At 42.2% G+C, this 24,969-nt stretch carries 24 protein-coding genes and 1 pseudogene; 13 read left to right on the forward strand and 12 right to left on the reverse strand.

The window, feature by feature from the left end; all coding sequences use genetic code 11:
* Nucleotides 1-51: 51 nt before the first annotated feature.
* Together BDE27_RS12765 and slyA are read left to right on the forward strand one after the other, a co-directional pair.
* Nucleotides 52-291, forward strand: a complete 240-nt coding sequence (locus tag BDE27_RS12765) for a DUF1289 domain-containing protein (RefSeq protein ID WP_099132865.1) — start codon at nt 52-54, stop codon at nt 289-291.
* A 678-nt stretch (nt 292-969) separates the two neighbouring features.
* Nucleotides 970-1,407, forward strand: coding sequence for a transcriptional regulator SlyA (slyA, locus tag BDE27_RS12770; protein ID WP_099132866.1), 438 nt, complete (start codon nt 970-972; stop codon nt 1,405-1,407).
* A gap of 83 nt (nt 1,408-1,490) precedes the next feature.
* Here the strand turns inward: slyA and BDE27_RS12775 are convergent, their stop codons facing one another.
* Nucleotides 1,491-1,964: an outer membrane lipoprotein gene (locus BDE27_RS12775; RefSeq protein WP_099132867.1), complete on the reverse strand. Its 474-nt coding sequence runs from the start codon at nt 1,962-1,964 to the stop codon at nt 1,491-1,493.
* A 351-nt stretch (nt 1,965-2,315) separates the two neighbouring features.
* Here BDE27_RS12775 and anmK point away from each other — a divergent pair, with 351 nt between their 5' ends.
* The 4 genes from anmK to pdxY all read left to right on the forward strand — a co-directional run bounded on the left by anmK (nt 2,316) and on the right by pdxY (nt 6,663).
* Nucleotides 2,316-3,425 carry an anhydro-N-acetylmuramic acid kinase gene (anmK, locus tag BDE27_RS12780; RefSeq protein WP_099132868.1) on the forward strand — a complete coding sequence of 370 codons (1,110 nt, stop codon included), beginning with the start codon at nt 2,316-2,318 and terminating at the stop codon, nt 3,423-3,425.
* A 103-nt stretch (nt 3,426-3,528) separates the two neighbouring features.
* Nucleotides 3,529-4,182 (forward strand): pyridoxamine 5'-phosphate oxidase, encoded by a 654-nt coding sequence (gene pdxH, locus BDE27_RS12785; RefSeq protein WP_099132869.1) that lies wholly within the window; start codon nt 3,529-3,531, stop codon nt 4,180-4,182.
* Nucleotides 4,183-4,407: 225 nt separating this feature from the next.
* A complete protein-coding gene (gene tyrS / locus BDE27_RS12790; RefSeq protein WP_099132870.1) occupies nt 4,408-5,679 on the forward strand; it encodes a tyrosine--tRNA ligase in 1,272 nt (423 codons plus the stop codon).
* Between the two features lie 105 nt (nt 5,680-5,784).
* Nucleotides 5,785-6,663, forward strand: a complete 879-nt coding sequence (gene pdxY, locus BDE27_RS12795; RefSeq protein WP_099132871.1) for a pyridoxal kinase PdxY — start codon at nt 5,785-5,787, stop codon at nt 6,661-6,663.
* 54 nt (nt 6,664-6,717) lie between these two features.
* Here the strand turns inward: pdxY and fabI are convergent, their stop codons facing one another.
* From fabI to pspF, 7 genes are all read right to left on the reverse strand, one after another.
* Nucleotides 6,718-7,506 carry an enoyl-ACP reductase FabI gene (fabI, locus tag BDE27_RS12800; RefSeq protein WP_074019434.1) on the reverse strand — a complete coding sequence of 263 codons (789 nt, stop codon included), beginning with the start codon at nt 7,504-7,506 and terminating at the stop codon, nt 6,718-6,720.
* A gap of 206 nt (nt 7,507-7,712) precedes the next feature.
* Nucleotides 7,713-8,522: a putrescine export ABC transporter ATP-binding protein SapF gene (sapF, locus tag BDE27_RS12805; RefSeq protein ID WP_099132872.1), complete on the reverse strand. Its 810-nt coding sequence runs from the start codon at nt 8,520-8,522 to the stop codon at nt 7,713-7,715.
* Nucleotides 8,523-9,515 (reverse strand): putrescine export ABC transporter ATP-binding protein SapD, encoded by a 993-nt coding sequence (gene sapD, locus BDE27_RS12810; RefSeq protein WP_099132873.1) that lies wholly within the window; start codon nt 9,513-9,515, stop codon nt 8,523-8,525. It abuts the gene before it with no gap.
* Nucleotides 9,515-10,402 carry a putrescine export ABC transporter permease SapC gene (gene sapC / locus BDE27_RS12815; protein ID WP_099132874.1) on the reverse strand — a complete coding sequence of 296 codons (888 nt, stop codon included), beginning with the start codon at nt 10,400-10,402 and terminating at the stop codon, nt 9,515-9,517. Before sapC ends, sapD begins: the two co-directional genes overlap by 1 nt.
* Nucleotides 10,389-11,354: a putrescine export ABC transporter permease SapB gene (sapB, locus tag BDE27_RS12820; protein WP_099132875.1), complete on the reverse strand. Its 966-nt coding sequence runs from the start codon at nt 11,352-11,354 to the stop codon at nt 10,389-10,391. Before sapB ends, sapC begins: the two co-directional genes overlap by 14 nt.
* A complete protein-coding gene (gene sapA / locus BDE27_RS12825) occupies nt 11,351-13,090 on the reverse strand; it encodes an ABC transporter substrate-binding protein SapA (RefSeq protein WP_099132876.1) in 1,740 nt (579 codons plus the stop codon). The genes sapB and sapA overlap by 4 nt, the downstream gene beginning before the upstream one ends.
* A 280-nt stretch (nt 13,091-13,370) precedes the next feature.
* On the reverse strand, nt 13,371-14,378 hold the full coding sequence (gene pspF / locus BDE27_RS12830) for a phage shock protein operon transcriptional activator (protein WP_099132877.1): 1,008 nt from the start codon (nt 14,376-14,378) through the stop codon (nt 13,371-13,373).
* A gap of 218 nt (nt 14,379-14,596) precedes the next feature.
* Between pspF and pspA the strand changes: the two genes are divergently transcribed.
* From pspA to tyrR, 6 genes and pseudogenes are all read left to right on the forward strand, one after another.
* Nucleotides 14,597-15,268, forward strand: a complete 672-nt coding sequence (pspA, locus tag BDE27_RS12835) for a phage shock protein PspA (RefSeq protein WP_099132890.1) — start codon at nt 14,597-14,599, stop codon at nt 15,266-15,268.
* Between the two features lie 32 nt (nt 15,269-15,300).
* Nucleotides 15,301-15,528 (forward strand): envelope stress response membrane protein PspB, encoded by a 228-nt coding sequence (pspB, locus tag BDE27_RS12840; protein WP_099132878.1) that lies wholly within the window; start codon nt 15,301-15,303, stop codon nt 15,526-15,528.
* Nucleotides 15,528-15,890: an envelope stress response membrane protein PspC gene (gene pspC, locus BDE27_RS12845; RefSeq protein WP_099132879.1), complete on the forward strand. Its 363-nt coding sequence runs from the start codon at nt 15,528-15,530 to the stop codon at nt 15,888-15,890. The genes pspB and pspC overlap by 1 nt, the downstream gene beginning before the upstream one ends.
* 110 nt (nt 15,891-16,000) lie before the next feature.
* Entirely contained in the window at nt 16,001-17,398 is a 1,398-nt protein-coding gene (locus tag BDE27_RS12850; RefSeq protein ID WP_099132880.1) for a YcjX family GTP-binding protein, read from the forward strand.
* Complete coding sequence (locus BDE27_RS12855; protein ID WP_099132881.1) at nt 17,395-18,483, forward strand: YcjF family protein; 1,089 nt, start codon at nt 17,395-17,397, stop codon at nt 18,481-18,483. The genes BDE27_RS12850 and BDE27_RS12855 overlap by 4 nt, the downstream gene beginning before the upstream one ends.
* A 128-nt stretch (nt 18,484-18,611) precedes the next feature.
* A pseudogene (gene tyrR / locus BDE27_RS12860) lies at nt 18,612-20,193 on the forward strand (transcriptional regulator TyrR).
* Between the two features lie 162 nt (nt 20,194-20,355).
* Here tyrR and tpx read toward each other — a convergent pair.
* Entirely contained in the window at nt 20,356-20,859 is a 504-nt protein-coding gene (tpx, locus tag BDE27_RS12865) for a thiol peroxidase (RefSeq protein WP_099132883.1), read from the reverse strand.
* 231 nt (nt 20,860-21,090) lie between these two features.
* On the opposite strand from tpx, the gene zntB reads away from it, so the two are divergent.
* Complete coding sequence (zntB, locus tag BDE27_RS12870; RefSeq protein ID WP_099132884.1) at nt 21,091-22,074, forward strand: zinc transporter ZntB; 984 nt, start codon at nt 21,091-21,093, stop codon at nt 22,072-22,074.
* Nucleotides 22,075-22,295: 221 nt separating this feature from the next.
* Here the strand turns inward: zntB and ttcA are convergent, their stop codons facing one another.
* The 3 genes from ttcA to BDE27_RS20000 form a co-directional block, all read right to left on the reverse strand.
* Entirely contained in the window at nt 22,296-23,189 is an 894-nt protein-coding gene (gene ttcA, locus BDE27_RS12875) for a tRNA 2-thiocytidine(32) synthetase TtcA (RefSeq protein ID WP_099132885.1), read from the reverse strand.
* A 268-nt stretch (nt 23,190-23,457) separates the two neighbouring features.
* Nucleotides 23,458-24,756, reverse strand: coding sequence for a thioesterase domain-containing protein (locus BDE27_RS12880; RefSeq protein WP_244208782.1), 1,299 nt, complete (start codon nt 24,754-24,756; stop codon nt 23,458-23,460).
* Nucleotides 24,677-24,969, reverse strand: a 293-nt coding sequence (locus tag BDE27_RS20000) for a hypothetical protein (RefSeq protein WP_244208783.1), incomplete at its 5' end; no start/stop codon positions are given. The genes BDE27_RS12880 and BDE27_RS20000, both read right to left, overlap by 80 nt.

A 24,969-nucleotide genomic window follows, 5' to 3' on the forward strand; every position in this document is an offset into this window, starting at 1 on the left:
AAACGGCCTCATTATGGGAATGCTTGATAAGCCTGGATGTAGGGGGATGAGATGGCTAAACAATTAGAATTTTTTGCTATTCCAAACCCTTGTCGGGGAGTTTGTGAATCTGATCCCCGTGGTTTTTGCCGAGGATGTTATCGTAGTAGGAAAGAGCGATTTATATGGACGAAATTATCGGATAGTGAAAAAAGAGAAATATTGCGGTTATGTCGTCAGAGAAAACTAAGAGAGCCGAGAAGAAAGGAAGAGGAAAGAAATATTATTCCAAGACAACCCGATTTATTTTAATTCCACTCTGAATTGGCTAAAAAATATCATTTATATGAATTATAGTTTAGGATGATCGCAAAAATAAGAAATATTACTAGCCATAAATGATATATTATTTATATTACATTTCTTTTATTTGACATAAGTCATTTCAAAATATCACTTCTGTTGTCTATCTTAATCATTTCAGTAAAAATTTCTTATTAAAGAATTATTTATTGAACAAAAAAGAAACTGTTTTGTTATCTTATTGTTTTTTATGTTATTTATTTTGATGTTATCAATCTCTGTAAGAGAAAAATGATATTAATGTAAAAATATATAGATTAGTACTTGGATGGCGGTTATTCTTATAGAACTTTAACCGAGTTGAAATGTATATATTTTGGGGGATTGTACTTTTTTTGTTGATATTTAAACTTACAATAGTTTAGTTGAAGGATTATTTTATACAGTTTATATCGTTGGTGGATTAATGCGCGATTTTATTCGGTGCGCCGTACAATTTCGCTCTTTAGGGCGACGAAGATGTCAACTTTAAGTAACAAGCCAACGCGATACTAATTAGGTAATTAGCGAAATTGCTGACTCTGCTAATGTAAGCATGATATAGAGTGCGTATCCATTATTCATATGAATAAACTGATTGGATAATTCATTGATGTTATATGAGTCTCTAATTATAAGGAGGGGTAATTGGAATTGACATTGGGATCAGATCTGGCACGTTTAGTCCGTATCTGGCGCGCTTTAATTGATCATCGTTTGAAACCGTTGAAATTAACTCAGACGCATTGGGTTACTCTATACAATATTAGTCAACTACCACCAGAGCAGTCCCAGATACAGCTCGCAAAAGCTATTGGTATTGAGCAACCATCTTTGGTGAGAACGCTTGATCAATTAGAAGAAAAGAAACTGATTACACGCCATACATGTGCCAATGATCGACGTGCAAAAAGAATCAAATTAACCAAAGAATCGGAAAACTTTATTAGAGAAGTGGATAGTGTTATTGGTTCTACAAGAAAAGAAATTTTGGAGGGAATTACTCATGATGAGTTAATTCTGCTTGCTTCTGTAATAAAGAAAATTGAAAAAAATATTAACCAATTGCACAAACAGGTAATATAAAAATTAATCTATAATAATAAAATCGCGGCCCAGATCTTGTTACTGGTAAACCGCGATTTTTTGTCTTGCGTTATTTAAACATTTTAGAGTGGTGATACAGTCAAAGAATCTCCGCTGTTTGCGATCCTGACACGTTGCCCTCTGCTGAATACGGTGCTGTCTAACTTTTGTACTATGATGATATTTTTTCCGCTGTCCATACGAATTTCTAGCTCAATACCTTTCGTTTGGTCTAAAGCACCTTCGATTCTTTGACCAGCCAGGCCGCCAGCAATAGCACCTGCAGCTGTGGCAAGCCTTTGACCAGAACCATCACCAACTGTATTACCTAGCAATCCTCCCAAAACAGCACCACCAATGAGACCTAACATATTAGGATCACCAGCTTGCTTGCCTTTAATCGTGATGGGGCGTACAGATAGAATGGTGCCATAAGTCACAGTTTGAGCTTGTTTGGCTTGACCAATAGAGTAAGTATCACTAGAAAGTGCTCCCATGTCTGCACAGCCAGACAACGTGGTTACTACAACTGCGCCAACCAGGAAACGTTTTAACATAATCACTCCTAATTTTAATGCCCGATAGGGAAGCTTGAGAATAAACTTATCACCAAGTGTTCGGCTACTATTCTCAGTAGTAGATACTATTGTTAGCAGCAGAACTAATAAATTTGCCGGCTACTAATAATGCATATTTACATATAATAAATGTTCACGATGAACTCTGAAAGGAATAATTCCTGACCAAAAGTTTAGCATGTTTTGTGAAGAGCTTTCCAAAACTCAGATTTTATCTCTGATAATGATCATTAAACATATATAGTCCGAATAGATGTGTTTTATAGTTTACGCAAGATTAAATGTAATCCACATGTTAAATGTGATCCATTATTTAATAGAGGAGTATTTATGAAGTCAGGACGTTATATTGGTGTGATGTCTGGCACCAGCATGGATGGGGTTGATGTTATTTTGGCGGAGATTAGTGATAAAATTGTTACTCAGCAAGTGAGTTATAGCCATCCTTTTCCGCAAGAGCTTAAGCAAAAATTGCTATCCATTTGTCAAGGACAGCAGACGACATTATCAATGGTCGGAAGATTTGACTATGAACTTGGCACTCTCTTTGCGGAAGCTGTTCAAGGGTTACTGAATAAAGCAGGGCTGACTGCAAATGATATTATAGCAATCGGATGTCATGGGCAGACCGTATGGCATGAGCCGGATGGTGAAAAACCTTTTACCATGCAAATCGGTGACAATAACCGTGTAGCAGCACTTACCAATATTACAACGGTCGGTGATTTCAGACGGCGTGACATGGCTTATGGTGGGCAGGGAGCTCCTTTAGTACCCGCATTTCATATGGCTGTATTGGGACATCCGACAGAAAGGCGGATTATTTTAAACATTGGCGGAATAGCAAATATCTCAGCACTTCTGCCTAACTCAGCCGTTAAAGGATATGATACCGGACCGGGCAATATGCTGATGGATGCTTGGACATGGCGGCATAAGCAGTTGCCTTACGATAAAGATGCACAGTGGGCCAGTGAAGGTACTGTTAATGAATCTTTACTCCAAAAAATGCTTTCTGATCCCTATTTCGCACGTACTGCACCGAAGAGCACAGGGCGTGAGTACTTTAATATGGCGTGGTTGGAGAAACAGTTGGCTGATTTCCCTGATGTTGCACCAGTGGATGTTCAAGCCACATTGGCTGAACTCACGGCTGTAAGCATTGCTCAGCAAATTATGTTGAGTGGTGGGTGTGACCGTCTTTTGGTATGTGGTGGCGGGGCGCGTAATCCACTCGTGATGAATCGGTTATCGGTTTTATTGCCGGGTACTGAAGTAGCTACGACAGACAAATATGGTTTGAGTGGTGACGATATGGAAGCACTGGCATTTGCCTGGCTGTCATTCCGAACAATGTCTGGGTTGTCTGGTAATTTACCATCAGTCACAGGGGCGGATAGAGAAACGATTTTAGGGGCAATTTACCCAGTTGTCAGATAATTGGTTGGATAATGGTCAGTTAACAGATGATCATTATTAGAAGACCGTTAGCTAACAGATAACAATGATATGCTAATACTCATTAATAAATCGAGAGTTAGAAATGTCAGAAAATAATGAAACAGATATCGCAGAACTGCGCCGTGAATATATACGTGGTGGGTTAAGGCGAAAAGATCTTACCGAAGAACCGATTGAACTTTTTGAACGTTGGTTAAAGCAGGCTTGTGAAGCGAAGCTCAGCGATCCGACGGCAATGTGTATTGCTACAGTAGATGAATATGGGCAGCCTTATCAACGCATCGTTCTATTAAAACATTTTGATGCTAATAACTTGATATTCTACACCAATCTTGGCAGTCGCAAGGCAAAACATCTGGCCCAGAATAACCGGATTAGTCTCCACTTTCCCTGGTATCAATTGGAACGACAGGTCAGTTTTCTCGGCAGAGCTGAGCGTTTATCTCCGGTTGAGGTTGTAAAATATTTTCATAGCCGTCCGAGGGATAGCCAAATTGCAGCTTGGGCTTCCCAGCAATCCTCAAAGGTTTCAGCCAGAAGCATTTTGGAAGGGAAGTTTTTGGAGCTGAAACAGAAATTCCAAAATGGTGAAGTACCTCTCCCAAGTTTTTGGGGCGGATTTAAGGTCAAATTTGACTCAGTTGAATTTTGGCAGGGAGGTGCCCATCGTCTTCATGATCGTTTCCTGTATCAACGTGATGGTGATAAGTGGAATGTTGACCGTTTGGCTCCTTAAATTGCAAATTACAGCCAATCAGGCAGTGATTTGCAAAGTAGGGGAAATAATTACTGTTTTTAATACTGGCACTTATATGACTGGCGTTTTATGCTATAGCACTTGATTTATCACGAGATGCTTATATACCCAATAGGTTTCAAGTTGCAGCGTAGCTAACAAGGCGGCAACGTGAAAGAAGAGTATAGAAATATAAGCAAAGTATACAAACTGATGGAGTCATTAATGTCTAGCAATAACCTGATTAAACAACTGCAAGAGCGGGGCCTTGTTGCCCAGGTAACGGATGAAGAGGCGTTAGCTGAGAGACTGGCGCAAGGTCCGGTTTCTCTCTATTGTGGCTTCGACCCTACCGCTGACAGCTTGCACTTGGGCCATCTGGTTCCCTTGCTGTGTTTAAAACGATTCCAACTTGCTGGGCATAAACCTATTGCGTTGGTTGGTGGGGCGACAGGTTTGATTGGTGATCCAAGTTTTAAAGCAACTGAACGCAAATTGAACACAGAAACAACGGTCGAAGAGTGGGTTGAGAAAATTCGTAACCAGGTTTCCCCGTTCCTTAGCTTTGATGGTGAAAATGGTGCAGAATTAGCCAATAACTACGATTGGTTTGGTCAAATGGATGTGCTGACTTTCCTGCGTGATATCGGTAAGCACTTCTCCGTCAACCAGATGATCAACAAAGAAGCAGTAAAACAACGTCTTAACCGTGATGATGTTGGTATTTCGTACACTGAGTTTTCTTATAACCTATTGCAGTCTTATGACTTTGCAAATTTGAATAGAAAATATGGTGTTGAATTACAAATTGGTGGCTCAGACCAGTGGGGTAACATTACTTCAGGTATTGATTTGACTCGTCGCTTAAGCCAGAAACAAGTGTTTGGCGTGACCGTACCACTGATCACCAAGTCAGACGGAACTAAATTTGGTAAGACTGAAGGTGGGGCAGTTTGGTTGGATCCGAAGAAAACTAGTCCGTACAAATTTTACCAGTTCTGGATTAACACAGCAGATGCAGATGTTTACCGTTTCCTGAAATTCTTTACTTTCATGAGCATTGAAGAAATTAATGCGCTGGAAGAAGAAGATAAGAACAGCGGTAAAGCTCCACGTGCCCAATATGTACTGGCAGAACAAGTGACTGGTCTGGTGCATGGCGAAGAAGGGCTTGCAGCAGCGAAACGTATCACTGAGAGTTTATTTTCAGGAGCGATTGCTGATTTGACCGAAGAAGATTTCGCTCAATTGGCACAAGATGGAATGCCGACAATAGAACTTGAAAAAGGTGGGGATCTGCAACAAGCACTGGTCACCGCCGAATTTGTTCCTTCTCGTGGGCAGGCCCGTACCATGATTAGCTCTAATGCCGTTTCCATCAATGGTGAAAAACAATCCGAACCTATGTATGTATTTACGGATAATGATTGTTTATTTGGGCGTTATAGCTTATTACGTCGTGGTAAGAAACATTATTGCCTTATCAATTGGAAATAATTAACTGATATTATTAAGGGCAACGATAATGTTGCCCTTAATGTATCTGATGTCATTATAAATATTATCTATTCATAAATTAAAAATAATAAATTAGGTCTTATCATGAATAATGTTCTTTCAATTCAGTCTCATGTTGTCTTTGGTCATGCCGGAAACAGTGCGGCTGTTTTTCCGATGCGGCGTATGGGGGTGAACGTATGGGCATTAAATACGGTTCAATTTTCAAACCATACCCAGTATCCTCAATGGCGTGGTTATGTAATGCCGCCGGAACATTTGACTGAAATCGTGCAGGGAATTGGTGAAATTAATAAACTCGCATCCTGTGATGCAGTCCTGAGTGGTTATATTGGTTCTGCGGAGCAGGGAAATTATATCCTTGATATCGTGAAGCAGGTTAAAGAAGCCAACCCTGATGCATGGTATGTCTGTGACCCTGTCATGGGACATCCAGAAAAAGGATGTATAGTTGCTCCAGGCGTTGCTGAATTTTTATGTGATAAAGCCCTACCTGCCAGTGATGTTATTGCCCCTAATTTGTTGGAACTTGAAACATTGACGATGCGGAAAATTGGTAGCGTAGAACAAGCGATATCTGCTGCGCGTGAGTTATGTGAAAAAGGACCCAAGTTAGTATTGGTTAAGCATTTGAGTCGTGCAGGTTATCAGGCTGATTGTTTTGAAATGCTTTTGGTAACTAAAGAACATAGTTGGCACGTTAGCCGTCCATTAATTGATACAGGGGCACGTCAACCAGTTGGTGTTGGTGACTTAACGAGTGGTTTGTTTCTCGCCAATCTATTGAAAATCCCTTCTTTGACAAATGAAGCATTACAAGCTGCTTTAGAACATGTTGCAGCAGCGGTCTACGAAGTGATGCTGGAAACGCAAAAGAGTGAGGAATATGAATTACAGATTGTTGCCGCACAAGATAGGATAGTTACTCCAGAACATCAATTTCATGCTGTCAGAATAGACTAATAAAAAAACAGTCCCACCCATAATTTTATGGATGGAACTGTTTTTAACATACTATTACTTTAACTCTAACTCGTTCATGGCCGCAATGCTGAAGCCACCATCAACATGCAAGATCTCACCGCTAATACCGCCAGCCAGATCTGAACACAAGAAGGCAGCAGCATTACCGACATCCTCAGTTGTCACAGTGCGGCGAATAGGTGTAACCGCTTCACAGTGTGCCAGCATCTTCCGGAAGTCTTTGATACCAGAAGCTGCCAGAGTACGGATTGGGCCAGCAGAGATACCGTTAACACGGACGCCTTCAGCACCCATTGCATTTGCCATATAACGCACGTTTGCTTCCAGAGAAGCTTTCGCCAGACCCATGACGTTATAGTTAGGAATTGCACGCTCAGCACCCAAATAACTCAAGGTGAGCAGGGCAGAACCCGGATTCAGCATATTACGGCAGACTTTCGCCATTGCGACAAAGCTGTATGCGCTGATGTCATGGGCAATTTTGAAACCTTCACGGTTAACAGCGTTAACATAATCACCATCAAGCTGGTCAGCTGGCGCATAACCGATAGAGTGAACAAAACCATCAAATTTAGGCCATACTTTGCCTAATTCAACGAACAATGCGTCGATACTTTCATCCTCAGCCACGTCACATGGCAGAACGATATCTGAATTCAGTGATGCGGCGAATTCTTCGACACGAGGTTTCAACTTGTCATTTTGGTAAGTGAAAGCCAGCTCTGCTCCTTGATCGTGCATTGCCTTGGCAATTCCATAAGCAATAGACAGTTTGCTGGCGACGCCAGTAATGAGAATGCGCTTGCCGGTCATGAAACCCATAGCAGTATCCTTATTGTTCTTTATGATCAAAATTGTTCTTTGTGATCAAACACCAAAAGTCATGGAAAAACAGAAATAATAAATCTCTAACCATGACTACGGTATTTATGGTGAATAAACGGGGATGATTCTACCATGCCGGAGGAAAATGTGGTGAGTTTCCCATTCTGTTCCGATCAGTGATTAAAATACATCCAATAAAAGCATTAGGTGATATCTTGTCGCCATGCTTCAGCAGACAGGGCTTCACCAAAATGGCTGGCTATCAATTTGCGGGTAATATCATGCAGCGGAGAGGCCAGAACCTCCGCTGTATTGCCACGCTCGACAACTTCCCCTTGATGCATTACCAGCACTTGATCACTGATATGTTTCATCATACCGAGATGCTGGGTGACATAAATATATGAAATACCGTGTTTTTCCTGTAATTCCAGCATCAAGTTGATGATTTGAGAACGCATTGACAGATCAAGGGACGCCAGGGCTTCGTCTGCAACAATGATTTGTGGTTGCAATATTAGAGCCCGTGCCAAAGCCACACGCTGTTTCTGCCCTGATGCGAGCATATGTGGGTAATAATTGGCGTGATCTGGCAGTAAACCAACTTGACGCAATGTTTGGTTGATACGTTTTTCCCGTTCGGAGGGAGATAACTTCGTATTCAAAATTAACGGCATGTCCAGAATCTGACCAATGCGCTGACGAGGATTCAGTGATGTGCTGGGATCTTGAAAAATCATGCGAATGCGCTGGCTACGGTAGCTATAATCCCCGTAAGACAGCTTATGAGCGTTAATCAGAATTTCACCTGAAGTCGGTTCAATAACCCCTGATAACATTCTAGCTAGTGTGGATTTACCGGAACCATTTGCTCCAAGGATAGCGAGGGTTTTTTTTGGTTGCAGGGTAAAGCTCACTGGTTTTACGGCGTCGAGTTGATGACGGCGAAATAGTCCGGTTCGATAGCGAAATGTTTTAGTCAGGTTTTTCACTTCCAGCAATGTCTCAACCACTTACGGTTCCTCCATATTCAAAGGGAAATGGCAGGCGAATGCATGGCCCTTAATCACCCGTAGCCGTGGGGTTGCAATACAGGTTTTTTGTGCATAAGGGCAACGTGGTCCCAAACGGCAACCTACCGGTAAATGTTCCAGTGATGGAATAACTCCAGACAGCGTGTTTAACCGACTTTTGTGTGGTAACGGACTGCCAAAATCAGGAATTGAACGGATCAGCGCTTGCGTATAGGGATGGTAAGGTTTCACCAGCAATTCATCCGGTGTAGCGCTTTCCACTGTCTGACCGCAATACAGCACATTGATGCGTTTGACCAGTTTACTCATCATTTGCAGGTCATGACTGATTAACAGGATAGTCATGTTGTTGTTCTGATTGAGGCTTGACAGCAAACGGAATATTTGTGCCTGTGTCGTTGGTTCCATTGCATTGGTTGGCTCATCGGCAATCAGCAATCGTGGCTGGTTGGCAAGTGCAATGGCAATCATCACTTTTTGACATTCACCTTCTGTTAATTCATAAGGGTAACTGTGCATGATGTCAGAGTGATCTTTAATACCAACACGGTGCAACAACTCAATTGCACGACGTTTTCGCCAATTAAATCTCTGCCACCAACGGCCTTTATAAGTCCATCCAGGAATAGATTGAATAATTTGTTTACCAATATTTTCGGATGGATCGAGACATGACTGTGGCTCCTGAAAAATCATTGAAATATTGTGACCAATCACCTTACGGCGCTGCCGTGGTGTCAGGCGCAATAAATCAATATCGTTAAAACGGAAACGATCTGCGGTGACTTTCAGGTTATCTTTTGTGACACCACAAATTGCTTTGGCAATCAAACTCTTGCCGGAGCCTGATTCGCCAGCCAAACCCAATATTTCACCTTCTGTCAGTGAAATACTCATTCGGTCAACAGCTTTGACGGGACCTTCTGCCGTCATGAATTCAATGGTAAGGTTTCGAATATCAAGCAATGGCATCATTCGACTCCTGCGTTAATAGCGCGGTGCAGACCGTCACCCAGTAAGTTAACCAGCAGGACACTGAGCATAATTGCTGCTCCGGGTAACATAACAGTCCAGGGGGCAGCATAGATCAATTCTAATGAATCTCCCAGCATAGCTCCCCATTCGGGGGATGGCAGTTGTGCACCAAGATTGAGAAATCCCAGTGCGGCAATATCAAGAATAGCGATAGAGAGGGTACGGGTTAATTCACTGACTATCACCGCAGTGATATTAGGGAGAACGGCATAACGTAAAATATGGTAGTTTGAAGCACCATCCAGACGCGCTGCAATAATGTATTCTTTATCCAGTTCGTCATGCACAGCAGTATAAACGGTACGTACTATTCTTGGTAGCAATGCCAGAAAAACGGCAATCATGGCATGGTGCAGGCTGGCGCCAACAAAAGCAACAACAATGATAGCCAGTAGCAATGAAGGAATAGAGAGCAAGGTATCAAGAATATGGTTCATAACCGCCGATCTCAAACCATGAGTCATGCCGGCAATGTTACCGATGATTAATCCTGCAATGGCTGCTGCCGCAGTGACCACCAATGCTCCTCCAAATGTGGAAGATGTGCCAATCAATAGGCGGCTGAAAATATCACGGCCGAGATCGTCAGTTCCAAGGAAAAAGGCGACATTACCGTGATGCGACCATGAAGGTGGCATAAGTTGGGACATGAATTGTTGGTCAAGCCGATATGGGGCGAAAAGATCGCCCAACAGGCACAGTGCAATTAAAATTAACACCCCATAAAAACCTGTCATTGCTAATATATCAGCATAGAAAAACCGCCAGATAACTCTCAATGGCGACGGCATTTTCTTTTCTCGGTAAAAATTATCTAACGGCATACCATTCCTTATGCTTCAGGGGATTAGCCATCGCGCCAATAATATCTGTCAGAATATTAACGGAAATAACCAGTGTGCCTACCACCATGACGCCCGCCGAGATTGCGGAATAATCCTGCTGGCGGATGGCGCTGATGAGCCAGCGCCCTAAACCTGGCCAGTTAAAGACTTGCTCTGTCACCATAGCTAATGTGAGCATGGTTGAAAATTGTAACCCCAACTTAGGGATGATGGGCGGCAAGGCATTATGCAATAAATGGCGACGAATGATAGTTAGCCGTGATAAACCGCGTGTTGCTGCTGATTTGATATAATTTTCGCCTGAAACTTCTTCTGCACTATTGCGCATCAAACGGATAACTTCAGTAGTAGGAGCAACGGCCAGCGTGATAACGGGCAGAACCATATGCAGAATAACGCTCATGATCATTTCATTGCGGTAAGGCGCCTTTGACAGCCAGGCATCAATCAGTGCAGAACCCGTGACAGGCTCCATCCGATAGAGTAAGTCGAATCGTCCTGAGACAGGCAGCCAGCCCAAATACAGTGAAAAAAGCAGGGTCAGCAGTAACGCCAGCCAGAAAACCGGAATGGAAAAACCACATAGGGCGAATGTACTGATAATGATATCTACTTTTTTGTTGCACCAGACGCCAGCAATAATTCCAAGAGGAATACCGATTAACAATGCCATGGAAAAAGAGAGGACACACAGTTCCATCGTGGCAGGGAGAACAGTATACAGTTGTTCAATAATTCGTTCCCCATTAATTCTGGAAATACCAAAATCCCATTGGAGCAAGCTACGGAAATAGTAGACATAGGCATCTGATAGTGATGCGCCACTCAAGGCACCATGAGGTGTGAAATACATCAGGCTGAAACTGATTAATGATAGAAAAAACAACGTCACAACCAGAAGCAATAAACGACGCAGGATATAAATAATCATTTGCTTCCCTTTTTATTTTCATCAGGAACGGAGGCTTCCTGTTCGCGGTAGACTTTGTCAAAGGAACTATTGCCAAACGGGCTGAGCACCAATCCTTGAATGTTATAACGAGAGATTTGTAGACGCATCGAATAAGCCAGTGGCAATACAGGCAGTTGCTGCGCGAGGATTTCTTGTGCAACATGATAATTTTTGATGCGTGAAGCAAGTTGTTGATTTAATAAGGCCTCATGAAGAGCATCATCAAAAGCTGAGTTACACCAACGGCTCAGATTCGTTTGCGACGCAATGGCGGCACAACTCAATAATGGGCGGAAAAAACTGTCAGGATCGTTGCTATCAGTAGACCAGCCTGCCAGCGTCATATCATGGGTTTTATCCATGAGTTGGTTTTCCTGAAAACGGCCTTCGACGGGACGGATAGACATCTTAATACCAACTTGTGCCAAATCGGCCTGAATCAGCTCCGCCATTTTCAGAGGGCTTGGGTTATAGGATTGTGAAGCCGTTGGAACCCATAAAGTTAATTCCAACCCACTTAATCCCAACTCATTTAACATCTTGCGGGATTTTTCAGGATTGTATTCGGTGATTTCAGCACGATTATCATACGCCCATGATGCACGAGGTAAAATAGAGGCCGCCGTCTCTGCCGTACCATAGTAAATGGATTTCATCAGGCGTTGGTTATTGATGGCGTAAGCAATGGCTTGACGAACGGCTAACTGATCCAATGGTGGTTTACTGGTATTAAAAGCGAGATAAGCGATATTCATGCCTGAACGTAGTGTCTGACGCAGATTTGGATCCTCGTGCAAAATATTCCACTGATTAGCATCGGGATAAGCCAGTACATCGCATTCACTTGTGAGCAATTTTGAGATCCGACCAGTGCCGCCCGCACCAGTGTCTATCACAACCTGTTCCATGCGCGGTTTACCTTTCCAATACTTATCATGGCGGACAAGGCGGATAAATTGGTCCATCTGATAATCTTCCAGCATGAAGGGGCCGGTTCCGACAGGTTTCCAATCTATTTGCCCCTGTCTATTTGTTTGCTGCAATTTTTCAGCATATTCCTGGGACAATATAGGAGCATAGTGGGTTGCCAGGTGCCAGAGAAAAGAAGCATCGGGTGCATTAAGGCGAAATTCGACAGTATATTGGTTGATTTTCCGAATATCCTTAACTGAATCACCAAATTGCAAACTGTCAAAATAGGGATAATGACCACCATTAACATCATGATAATCATGTGTCTTATCGAAAACACGGCGGAAACTGAAAACAACATCATCCGCGTTCATTGCACGGGTTGGTGTAAACCAATCGGTTGATTGGAAAGCAACATTATGACGCAGGTAAAGGCGATAAGTTGCCCCGTTATCCCGCACTTTCCAATTAGTAGCCAGTTCAGGAACCAGACGATAGGTAAGAGGATCAACGCCCAGCAAGCGATTGTAAATCTGTGCAGCAAGCGTATCCACGGTCAAGCCGCTGATAGCCATTTGCGGGTTAAACGTATTCAAATTGCCATTAACGCAATAAATAAAACCGTTCTGCCGTAAGGATGTCGATATATGAGGCAGACTTTCCGAGGTACTGTTTGGCCTCGATTCTGGAATCATTTTAGTCGGTTCTGGAATGGGTTCCGCAGCCGTTTCTGGAGTAGCATTGCTGGTCGCCAGAGTAGGGGCGGAAATCAATAATATCATCCAGTAAATCAAATAACGCATATAAAATGCCAGTCATAAAAAAGAGTTTGGCCATTGTAACTTAATTAACGCTTTCTGCTCAAAAACAACGGACAGATCACGATAATGAGAAAAATTCTCAATAAAATACTTTACAAGTGTAATTGATAAGTATTATCATTCGCATGTGCTTTCAGGGAGACACCTTGTAATAGCAAGTATGTATCTCAAATAAGGCACGACATTGCTCACATTGCTTCCAGTATTTTTATTAGCCGGCTCGGGTGCCGGCTACTTTTTTTCTACTATCTTCTTTATCTGTCTACTCTACCTTGCCATTAACATCAATACCGTATTTTTTGATTAACCCGCGGAACTGGTGGTAAGTCAAATTAAGTTTGTCAGCGGCCTTTTTCTGATTAAATTGGCTTTCTGTCAAAGCTTGTATGATTAAACTCTTTTCGCTGTCGTTTTGCCACTGTCTTAAATCGAGAGGTAATTTGGGAAGGAATTCATTGATCATCTTACTCTCAGTGGATGGGAGAACAGTTTGCTGTGATGGTGAAAAGGGGTTGATGACGATCGTGTTTAATTCATTTTCACTATTACCATGCCGATAAATAGAGCGTTCGATGACATTTTTTAATTCGCGAACATTTCCAGGCCAGTGGTAGGAAAGTAACTGTTGTTTGGCTTCGTCAGTAAATCCGGGGAAAAATGGCAGATCTAACTCACGGCACATCTGAATCGCAAAATTCTGTGCCAGTAACATAATATCCTGTTGCCGTTGGCGCAGTGGTGGGATATGAACCACGTCGAACGCGAGTCTGTCGAGCAAATCAGACCTGAATTTCCCACGGGCAGCCATGACAGGTAAATCTTCGTTGGTGGCACAGATCAAGCGTACATCAACTTGTAATGACTGAGTACCGCCAACACGCTCCAGGTGACCATATTCAATGACACGCAGTAATTTCTCCTGTACTTGCATGGGGGCAGTAGCGAGTTCGTCAAGAAACAAGGTTCCGCTGTCGGCTCGCTCAAAGCGCCCTTGGTGTTTTGAACGAGCACCCGTGAATGCACCCGCCTCATGACCAAATAGTTCTGAGTCAAGCAGATTTTCATTGAGTGCTGCACAGTTCAGGGAAATGAAAGGGCCTTGCCAACGTGGAGAAAGATAGTGTAAACGTCGGGCAATTAACTCCTTACCTGTTCCTCGTTCTCCCAGAACTAAAACAGGTTTGTTCAACTTCGCTAATGCGGAGACTTGTTCCAAAATTTCAATAAAACAATTTGCTTCACCTAATAGGTTGTCAATGAACTGGGGCATGGTATTTTTCGCCAAAAATTGGTTAATTTGACTAAGTTAGCTAATTGTAATAAAAAAGCAAAGAAAAAATTATATTAGTAATTTCAATTGGATAAGAAAAACAAAAAAGTTGGCATGTATCTTGTATTTAGTTAAGTGCCTTACCGTGTATCTTATATCCGTATTTAACAATACACAGGCATAACATATATACATTCTAATGAAAGAGGTTTATGACTATGGGGATTTTTTCTCGTTTTGCTGATATCGTGAATGCCAATATCTCTTCTCTGCTGGATAAAGCAGAAGATCCACAGAAAATGATCCGCTTGATGATTCAGGAAATGGAAGACACACTGGTGGAAATCCGCTCGACTTCTGCCCGTACCCTGGCAGAGAAAAAGCAGCTTTTGCGCCGTATCAACATGGGTGAAAACCAAATCGATGGCTGGCAAGAGAAAGCTGAATTGGCACTAAGCAAGGGTAAAGAAGATTTAGCGCGTGCAGCGTTAATTGAAAAACAGAAAGTCAGTAGCTTAGTTGAAACGCTAACACACGAATTGTCCATTCTGGATGAGACACTGGAACGCATCAAAGGCGAAGTGACTGAGCTGGAAAATAAATTGACAGAAGCGCGTGCGAGACAACAATCATTGGCACTGCGTCATCAGGCCGCAGCATCTTCGCGCCAGGTACGCCGTCAGTTGGATAGTGGTAAAATCGATGAGGCAATGGCGCGCTTCGAACAGTTTGAACGCCGGATAGATCATATGGAAGCGGAAGCAGAAGCTTTTGGATTAGGTAAACAGAAATCACTCGATCAGCAATTTGCAGAATTGAAGGCAGATGATGAAATCAGTGCACAATTAGCGGCCTTGAAAGCTAAAATGAATATCAAAGATTCTCAATGATGACATATGTCATACATAACTAAGGAAAGATAATGGGCTATATATTTCTTGGTATCCCGCTGATCATTTTTGTGCTTTTTGTCTTACCCATTTGGTTGTGGCTGCATTACAGCAACCGCAACAGCAATCGGGATCAGTTAGGGAACAGTGAAATTCAGCGTTTAGAACAGTTGACCGAGAATGCCAGGCGTATGCAAGAACGGATCAAAACGTTAGAAGATATCCTTGACGCAGAGCATCCAAATTGGAGACAGTCATAATGTCAAATCAATACCGTCGAAAATTTTATCGTCTGCCAGAGCAGGGGGTAGTTAAAGGAGTTTGTGCCGGGCTGGCAGACTATTTTGACGTACCCGCTCCGCTTATTCGTACTATCGCGGTATTATCGCTGTTCTTTGGTCTATTTGGCATAACGGTATTGGCTTATATTATCTTAACCTTTGTCATGGATCCCGCACCTGCGGGATATTCAGCAGAGGAAAAGTATAGAGGGCCATCATCACAGAAGATGTTGGACGAAATAGATTACCAATTGAAGACAAGCGAAGCACGTTTGCGTCAAATGGAACGCTATGTGACTTCTGATACTTACAATGTGCGCAGCCGTTTCCGCCAGCTCTGAGCGCAGTGGATAGCATGGGATCTGGTCTGTAACAGCGGAAATAAGATTAAATTTTGCCAAGGTTACAGGCCGGATGAGACTGATTCACGGTATTCCCATTTAGGAGAAACATGAAACGGTTGCAAAACGAACTAACAGCTCTCGTTAATCGTGGAATGGACCGTCATTTGCGACTGGCGGTAACAGGATTAAGTCGCAGTGGAAAAACCGCATTTATTACTTCCTTGGTAAACCAACTTTTGCATATTCACGGTGGAGCCAGATTGCCGCTGTTTTCTGCCGTGCGCGATGGGCGCTTGCTTGGTGTGAAGCGGGTGCCACAGCGAGATTTTGGGGTGCCTCGTTTTACCTATGATGAAAATATAACAGAATTATATGACACACCTCCTCACTGGCCGACGCCAACGCGTGGCGTGAGTGAAATACGCTTAGCATTGCGTTATCGTTCTGAAGATTCCCTGTTTCGTTACCTCAAGGAAACTACCACCCTTTATCTGGAAATTGTCGATTATCCGGGCGAATGGTTATTGGATTTACCCATGCTGGAACAAAACTACCTGGCGTGGTCACGGCATATGCACGGATTACTGAAAGGGGAAAGGGCGAATTGGGCTAAGTCATGGTTAGCGTTATGTCAGCAATGTGATCCACTAGCGCCTGCTGATGAAAATTTACTTGCTAAAATCGCTCAGGCTTATACGGATTACCTGCATCAATGTAAGCAGCAGGGTTTTTACTTTATCCAACCTGGCCGTTTTATCTTGCCGGGTGATCTGGCGGGAGCACCCGCGCTGCAATTTTTCCCGTGGCCAGATATTGACAGGATCGGGGAACCACAACTGGCAAGGGCGGATAAACACACCAACATAGGCATGTTGCGCGAGCGTTTTGCTTATTATTGTGATCATATCGTTAAAGTGTTTTATAAAGAGCATTTTCTGCGTTTTGATCGGCAGATAGTTTTGGTGGATTGCTTGCAACCATTGAATAGTGGCCCGCAAGCATTCAATGATATGCGGCTTGCATTGACACAACTTATGCAGAGTTTTCATTATGGTAAACGAACACTGTTTCGTCGTTTATTCTCGCCTTGCATCGATAAATTGCTGTTTGCTGCTAGCAAAGCTGATCATATTACGCCAGATCAACATGCCAATCTCGTTTCACTCTTACAACAATTGGTACAGGAAGCGTGGCAAAATGCAGCGTTTGAAGGGATCAGCATGGATTGTGTGGGACTTGCATCTGTTCAGGCAACAGAGAGCGGCATTGTTATGCATAAAGGTGAAAAAATCCCTGCTATCAAGGGCAATCGCTTGTCAGATGATAAGTTATTGACATTTTTTCCGGGAGAAGTGCCACAGCGCTTGCCGAATAGTGAATTCTGGCAAAAACAGGGGTTTAATTTCGAATCCTTCCGGCCAAAACCCGTCGATGTTAACACACCGTTACCCCATATTCGCATGGATAGCGTGATGGAATTTTTATTGGGAGACAAACTAACATGACCGAACCGTTGAAACCGCGAATGGATTTTGACGATCTTGTACAAACAGCGTCCGAACCACCACTAAAAGCAAAAAAAGAATTCACTGGGCAGGAAAAAGAATTCTATCCGGTTATGTCAGAACTAGAAGTGGAAGAGAAGGAAAGCGAATTTGAAGGTGCGGTGAATGCAGCACTGAAACCGAAACACAGTTTTTGGCGAAAAGTTTTTTCCGGTGCTGTACTGCTGTTGGGGATGAGTGTTGCCGCACAGTGTGTTCAGTGGATATACCAGGCATGGCAGCAGCATGATTGGATTGCTCTGGGGATCGCAGCGGCAGGCAGCATGATTGTGTTGGCGGGTATAGGCAGTGTGATCAAAGAATGGCGACGCCTTTACTATTTGCGGCAGCGTACAGAAGAGCGAGATACTGCAAAAACGCTATTGCAAAGCCACGGCATCGGCAAGGGAAAACAATTTTGTGAAAAATTAGCAGAACAGGCCGGAATTGATCAACAACATCCAGCATTACAGCGTTGGCAGGCTGCTGTGCATGAAACCCACAATGATCGTGAAATTGTCATGCTGTACAGTAAATTAGTTCAGCCGGTCTTGGATATACAAGCCAGGCAAGAGATCAGCCGCTCAGCTGCGGAATCAGTTTTGATGATCGCGGTCAGTCCATTGGCTATCGTGGATATGGCTTTTATTGCGTGGAGAAACATTCGACTCATTAATCGTATTGCAGTGCTTTATGGCATCGAGTTAGGTTATTTCAGCCGCATTCGCTTATTTCGGCTAGTATTGCTGAATATTGCCTTTGCAGGAGCATCAGAATTAGTCAGAGAAGTGGGTATGGACTGGTTGTCACAGGACATTGCAGCTCGTCTTTCTGCACGTGCTGCACAAGGGATTGGTGCAGGGTTGCTTACAGCCCGTTTGGGCATCAAGGCAATGGAATTATGTCGGCCTTTGCCATGGATTGATGGAGATAAACCGAAGTTAGGAGATTTTCGTCACCAATTACTTACTCAGCTTAAAAGTACGTTACCAATGAAAAACAAAAGAACAGCCAAAGATACAGATACCGGCAAAGTAACAAATTAATAGCGTTTGTCATACCAGAGTGACATCTTGTTTTCTTGTAAACTTTTGCTGACAAGGGCTTCATCTATTGGATAGTAACGGGTAACATTTCAGACAGTTAAGAACATCGTGTAAATAAGGTCAGAAAAATGCGATTGGAAGTTACTTGTCAGGATCGAATTGGGTTAACCCGCGAATTACTTGATTTACTGGTTTTACGAAATATTGACCTGAAAGGAATTGAAATTTCTCCTACACGTCGTATTTACCTTAATTTCACTCAAATTGATTTCAATATTTTCCGTGAGTTGATGGCAGAAATTCGCCGTATCAATGGCGTCATTGATGTCAGAACAGTTGCCTTTATGCCGTCAGAGAAAGAGCATAGGGCGATGTGGATGCTGTTGGAATCAGTTCCTGAACCTATCTTTTCTATTGATATGAAAGGCAATGTTGAACTGGCTAACTCCGCGGCTTTGGCATTGTTTGGTGTCAGTAAAGAAAAAATTAGCCAAAAAAACATTGGTCATTTGATTAGCAATTACAATTTCCTTAGCTGGCTTGAAAGTGAGCATCATCAACTACATTCAGCACAACTATCCATTAAAGGGCAAGATTATGGAATGAATATTATTCCTATGCAATTAACGGATGAAAATCAGGTTGTTAGGTGTGTAGGAGCTGTAATTATGTTGCGTTCTGGTGAACACCATCCTGAATCACCACGCAAAAAATTAACCGTAAATGATGATGACGCTTTTGAACAGATTATTGCTGTCAGCCCTAAAATGATTCATGTCGTTGAGCAGGCCCGTAAAATGGCAATTCTTGATGCGTCCTTGTTGCTTGTCGGTGAGACAGGAACGGGAAAAGATGAATTTGCTAAAGCTTGTCATTTGCGCAGTGCAAGGGGAAAACAGCCTTTTCTTGGATTAAATTGTGCTTCCATGCCGGATGATGTTGTAGAAAGCGAACTGTTTGGTTATGCGGCGGGAGCCTATCCCAATGCATTGGAAGGTAAAAAAGGTTTTTTTTGAACAAGCTAACGGTGGGACGGTTTTATTAGATGAAATTGGTGAAATGTCGCCGCAGATGCAGATAAAATTACTTCGTTTCTTGAATGATGGAACTTTCCGTCGTGTCGGTGAAGAAAATGAAGTTAAGGTGAATGTCCGAATCATTTGCGCCACTCAGAAAAACTTAATTGAGTTGGTACAAAAAGGAGAGTTCCGTGAAGATCTCTATTATCGGTTAAATGTCTTAACCATCACATTACCTCCTTTGCGGGAACGTCAGGCGGATATCATGCCATTGACGGACTATTTTGTAACACGTTTTGCGCAAGAACAGGGCTTGCATAAACCTAAGTTCTCTGCTGACTTAGAGCAATTTTTGTGTGGTTATCATTGGCCAGGCAATGTCAGACAGCTTCGCAATGCGATATATCAGGCATTGACTCAACTTGAGAATAATAAGCTAAGCCCGCAGGATATCCGGCTACCTGAACCAGAGGCTGAAGTAACATTTAATGAAGATATTCTGGTGGGTTCTTTGGATGAAATCAGCAAGCGTTTTGAACGCTCTGTGTTGACACGTCTTTATCGTCATTATCCCAGTACGCGTAAGCTGGCAAAACGGCTTGGCGTTTCTCACACGGCAATAGCTAATAAATTACGCGAGTATGGACTGAGTGGTAAGAAACACTTAGTTGAACATGAAGACGATGAATAATAACTGAAATATTACTGCGTTTAACAATATATTATATATAAAATAAGATGGCGACGATAAAATAATTAATTGTGATTTTATCGTCGCCAGGAAATAAGCTTTAAAGACTAAGTCTTAAAAAATGCGTTGCTGTGTTAAAAAACAAAAGCAATTATAAAATAATTATTTCAATGCGGCTAATGCGCTGTCATAATCAGGTTCATTGGTGATTTCATCGACCAATTGGCTATAAATAACTTGGTTATTTTCATCCAAAATAATAACAGCGCGAGCAGTCAGTCCACCTAATGGACCTTCGCTTATTGCAACGCCGTAATCTTCCTGAAATTTCCCGCCACGCAGTGTAGAAAGCGTGACAACATTAGACAGACCTTCAGAACCACAGAAACGAGACTGAGCAAAAGGCAAGTCTGCTGAAATGCACAGTACGACAGTATTATCTAATTCGCTGGCAAGTTGGTTGAATTTACGGACAGATGTGGCACAAACACCGGTGTCAATGCTTGGGAAAATATTAAGCACTTTACGTTTACCTGCGTAGTGGCTCAATGTTACATCAGCAAGATCTTTAGCGACTAGCGTGAATTCTTTTGCTGTCTGACCTGCTTGTGGAAAATCTCCGTTAACGGTGATATCACCACCTTGAAACTTGACTGTTTGTGTCATGGTTTAATCCCTCTATAAAGTAAACTACGCCGTCAGTGTAAAGGAATAGTGGGATCTTGCCCACAAAAATAGATGCAATATTCATGAAATACTCTCCCTTCCTTTAATTAACAATGTCTTATAATTTATTTTTAGGGTAATTATTAGACAAATAAGGCAAAAATATCATCAAAATATACAATTAAGCATGAAGAAATCAGCACGAAACTTAAGTACAAACAAGGAGCAGATGTGGAAACGATCTATGGCTCGGTATTTAAAGGTTCAAATGCAATTTATGCCTGTCAATTAAATGGCAAGGGCGGTATTACGGCATTTGGGGAAGATTCACTCGTAACATCAGCGCAGCCAGTTTGGCAACATCTTGATTATAAAAATCCAGATAGTCATCAATGGATCATGAATACAACCTTGCTGCCGTTTCCGGTAAAGGAGGGGTTAGTGAATGATAATATTCGGCCAAAGGTACTGCGTACAGGTGAAGGCACTTTGATTACCTTGAGATCGGTGAACCGCAATAATAATGCGCGCCCCGATCATCTGGTTTCGTTTCGCATCTATATTAATGACAAAATGATTATCTCCAGCCGACATCGAAAAATTCATTCCATCGATCAAATTTTGGATGATCTGCATAACGGTGTTGGTGCGAAAAGTACGGGGAATTGGTTGGTAGAAATAGCGGGCGCCATTACTGATGAAGCTAATGACTTTATTGAAGAGCTACATGACAACCTGATTGAGTTTGAAGATGATATTTTGGAGCAGAAAGTTCCTGGTCGTGGAGAATTAGTATTACTGCGTAAACAGTTAATCGTTCTGCGCCGATATATGGCACCACAGCGGGATATTTTTATCCGTTTGGCCAGTGAGAAATTACCCTGGATGAACGATGAAGAGCGCCGTTTAATGCAGGAAATTGCTGACCGATTGGGAAGGGGAATCGATGATCTTGATGGTTGTATTGCCCGAACTGCAGTTCTTGCCGATGAAATCACTTCCATGATGGCGGATGCCATGAACCGCCGTACTTACATGATGTCTCTATTGGCGATGGTATTCTTGCCTACTACCTTTTTGACGGGATTATTTGGTGTCAACTTGGGGGGAATACCAGGCAATGAGTATCGCTTTGGATTCGGTTTGTTCACTCTTTTATTGTCATTATTGATGGTGGCTTTTGCGTGGTGGTTAAGGCGAAGCAAATGGCTATAGGGTTTGAGATAAATCAATAACTGATACCTATAATTAAGGCATTATAGGTTCCGCAGGTGAATACAACGTTGAACGTTGAACGTTGTGCTCCATAATTGTAGTTTTTCTCATATTGAGTTAGTTTTGCACAGAATGATTGCTCATTAATTATGCCGATACTTGTTTTAGTATCGGCTATTTTTTGACAGAGTGTGAGCAGCCTGGACAAAAACGGCTTATTTTTAAATGTTTGTCACATCAATAAACATTGATTCATCAATATTCGTTGACGATACCACTGCTTCGTTAAAAGCATACTCTTCCCTTTCCCCCTCACGATGTAATGGCAAGTTGACAAAGTCGAAAATAGTTTTGTCTGCCAGTTGGCTTGGGCTAACATTTTGAATGGACTTGAAAATATTTTCCACTCTGCCTGGTGTTTTCTTATCCCAATCTACCAGCATTGCTTTGATTGCTTGCCGCTGTAGGTTTTCCTGGGAACCGCATAAATTGCAAGGAATGATTGGGAATTTTTTGCTTTCCGCATACTGAATCAGGTCTGTCTCCCTGCAATATGCCAGAGGCCTTATGACGACATTACGGCCATCGTCAGAGCGTAATTTGGGTGGCATCGCTTTCATACGGGCACCATGGAACATATTCAGAAACAGCGTTTCAACGATGTCATCAAGATGATGCCCAAGTGCAATCTTTGTTGCCCCGATTTTTTCTGCAAAAGAATAGAGAGTGCCGCGACGTAGTCTTGAACACAATCCACAGGTAGTTTTGCCTTCAGGGATTTTTTCTTTAACCACTGAGTAGGTATCTTTATCGACAATGTAGTAGGGAATATCCAGGCTTTCAAAATATTGGGGTAAAATATGCTCAGGAAAACCAGGCTGTTTCTGATCAAGGTTCACTGCAACTACTTTGAATTTTATTGGTGCCGCTTTTTGCAGATTCAACAGGATATCTAACATCGCGAATGAATCTTTGCCACCACTGATACATGCCATTACAACATCATTGTCTTCAATCATATTGTAATCAATGATGGCATTACCAACGTTCCTCCTCAGGCGTTTCTGGAGTTTGTTGAATTCAAGTGTCTCTTTTCTCGTATCTTTTTGATTCATTGCGACTTCTCACATTGCCGATTATACCGGTTGTAGATTTTCTATACGGATCCTTTGCAGGGGCTGGATTATACGGATTTTTCTTTTTGTTTGAAACATATCTGTGACCAACAAATTTCAACCATATACTGAGTGTTGTTGTGAAAGGACACGTTACCGTAGTTGTTAGCAATGAAGGAAGCGTTAATAGCGACTGGAAAAGTACTTACAGTCGAAAATATGAGGCCAGCACTACTGGCCTCACTAAGTTAATTGTAATTAAGTTAACCTATATTGATATATTGTCTTTAATTGACAATGTGTTAATTATTTCTGTACTAATAATGGAAACATGTTCAATAATATTTTCATGATAACAATTATCAATCAACTTAATTACTAATGGATTGGTTGCCCATTGTGAGATGTTGTTATCTGGTATTTTGGTTATCAATTGACTCATCGTAAGTCCTATTTCATCTTTATGATGTGGATTTGCTTGACCAGCTTTAAATAAAATGATGTTTGTATATGATAAATTACCGCTTAAATTACAGTTTGCTATTCCAGACTCAAACGGTATTGCTTCTAATACCTTATTGATATAATTTTCATTTGCTCCCATTTCCTGTAATTTTTTTATGACTTTACCATATGCATTTGATATATCTAGTTTATCCCTAAGTTCTTTTATCTGATTATTATTGATTACGGTATCTAATAAATATAATTGAATCTCTTTTGCACCAAGTTGTTCCAATTGAAATGCAATCTCCATAGCTATCTGTCCTCCTAATGACCAGCCTAAAATACGAATAGGTTTGTCAATGGAGGTTTCGGTTAAGATTAATTTCATGTAGATCTGTGCTATCTGTTGTAATGAATCAATTTTATTCTCTGTAGAAAGATTGTAATTATCAATACCGATGCAGTTATACATATCAGATAAGGTATTTGCCAGAGGTTCATATACTTCACTACCGCAATTGACTGCATGGATCATAAACAGTTTACTGGTTGCGGTTGATTTTGGTGTTAAAAAATTAAGTAAATTGGATTTAATGCTGCCTGACTCCAACCATTGGGATAACAAGGAAATACATTTGTAGCTAAATAAAATATTTAAAGGAATATCAACGTTTATTTCATTACGCATTGCTGTAGTTAATTTAATCGCCATTAGGGAATTACCACCAATGCGGAAGAAGTTATCTTCAATACCTACCCGTTTCAAACCTAATACTTCCTGCCAAATGGCACATAACTGGGTTTCTAACACATTGCGGGGCGCAATATAATTGTCCCGATTATCCCATATTGGCGTCGGCAGAGCGTGGCGATCCCGCTTGCCGTTAAGGGTTAACGGTACGGATTCAATGCGGGTAAAGTTGGCGGGTAACATATATTCCGGCAAGCGGGACGATAAATATCTTATCAGGGCGTCATCGGACAACACACCATCAGTGACCAGATACGCGACCAGCACCTTATTGCCTTCATGCTCGTGGTCAATCACCACCGCCTGTTTGACTTGGGGGTGTGAAGTCAGGACGTTTTTCGATTTCTCCCATCTCAATACGGTAGCCACGGATTTTTAACCTGAAAGTCATTACGTCCCAGATATTCCAGCTCCCCATTTGGCAGCCAGCGGGACTAAGTCGCCGGTTTTGTACAGTCGGGTATAACCTTTGGCTTGGTCTTCTGCGGTGGCAAAGGGGATTCGGCACAAAACGCTCGGCAGTGAGTTCAGGCCGGTTTAAATACCCCCGTGCCAATCCGGCGCCACCGATATACAACTCAC

This window comes from Xenorhabdus ehlersii (assembly GCF_003610465.1).
Taxonomy (GTDB): domain Bacteria; phylum Pseudomonadota; class Gammaproteobacteria; order Enterobacterales; family Enterobacteriaceae; genus Xenorhabdus; species Xenorhabdus ehlersii.

Coding starts and splice junctions, on each gene's coding strand:
- BDE27_RS12765 (WP_099132865.1), top strand. CDS start 52: ATGGCTAAACAATTAGAATTTTTTGCTATTCCAAACCCTTGTCGGGGA.
- BDE27_RS12775 (WP_099132867.1), bottom strand. CDS start 1,964: ATGTTAAAACGTTTCCTGGTTGGCGCAGTTGTAGTAACCACGTTGTCT.
- anmK (WP_099132868.1), top strand. CDS start 2,316: ATGAAGTCAGGACGTTATATTGGTGTGATGTCTGGCACCAGCATGGAT.
- pdxH (WP_099132869.1), top strand. CDS start 3,529: ATGTCAGAAAATAATGAAACAGATATCGCAGAACTGCGCCGTGAATAT.
- tyrS (WP_099132870.1), top strand. CDS start 4,408: ATGTCTAGCAATAACCTGATTAAACAACTGCAAGAGCGGGGCCTTGTT.
- pdxY (WP_099132871.1), top strand. CDS start 5,785: ATGAATAATGTTCTTTCAATTCAGTCTCATGTTGTCTTTGGTCATGCC.
- fabI (WP_074019434.1), bottom strand. CDS start 7,506: ATGGGTTTCATGACCGGCAAGCGCATTCTCATTACTGGCGTCGCCAGC.
- sapD (WP_099132873.1), bottom strand. CDS start 9,515: ATGCCATTGCTTGATATTCGAAACCTTACCATTGAATTCATGACGGCA.
- sapC (WP_099132874.1), bottom strand. CDS start 10,402: ATGCCGTTAGATAATTTTTACCGAGAAAAGAAAATGCCGTCGCCATTG.
- sapB (WP_099132875.1), bottom strand. CDS start 11,354: ATGATTATTTATATCCTGCGTCGTTTATTGCTTCTGGTTGTGACGTTG.
- sapA (WP_099132876.1), bottom strand. CDS start 13,090: ATGCGTTATTTGATTTACTGGATGATATTATTGATTTCCGCCCCTACT.
- pspF (WP_099132877.1), bottom strand. CDS start 14,378: ATGCCCCAGTTCATTGACAACCTATTAGGTGAAGCAAATTGTTTTATT.
- pspA (WP_099132890.1), top strand. CDS start 14,597: ATGGGGATTTTTTCTCGTTTTGCTGATATCGTGAATGCCAATATCTCT.
- pspB (WP_099132878.1), top strand. CDS start 15,301: ATGGGCTATATATTTCTTGGTATCCCGCTGATCATTTTTGTGCTTTTT.
- pspC (WP_099132879.1), top strand. CDS start 15,528: ATGTCAAATCAATACCGTCGAAAATTTTATCGTCTGCCAGAGCAGGGG.
- BDE27_RS12850 (WP_099132880.1), top strand. CDS start 16,001: ATGAAACGGTTGCAAAACGAACTAACAGCTCTCGTTAATCGTGGAATG.
- BDE27_RS12855 (WP_099132881.1), top strand. CDS start 17,395: ATGACCGAACCGTTGAAACCGCGAATGGATTTTGACGATCTTGTACAA.
- tpx (WP_099132883.1), bottom strand. CDS start 20,859: ATGACACAAACAGTCAAGTTTCAAGGTGGTGATATCACCGTTAACGGA.
- ttcA (WP_099132885.1), bottom strand. CDS start 23,189: ATGAATCAAAAAGATACGAGAAAAGAGACACTTGAATTCAACAAACTC.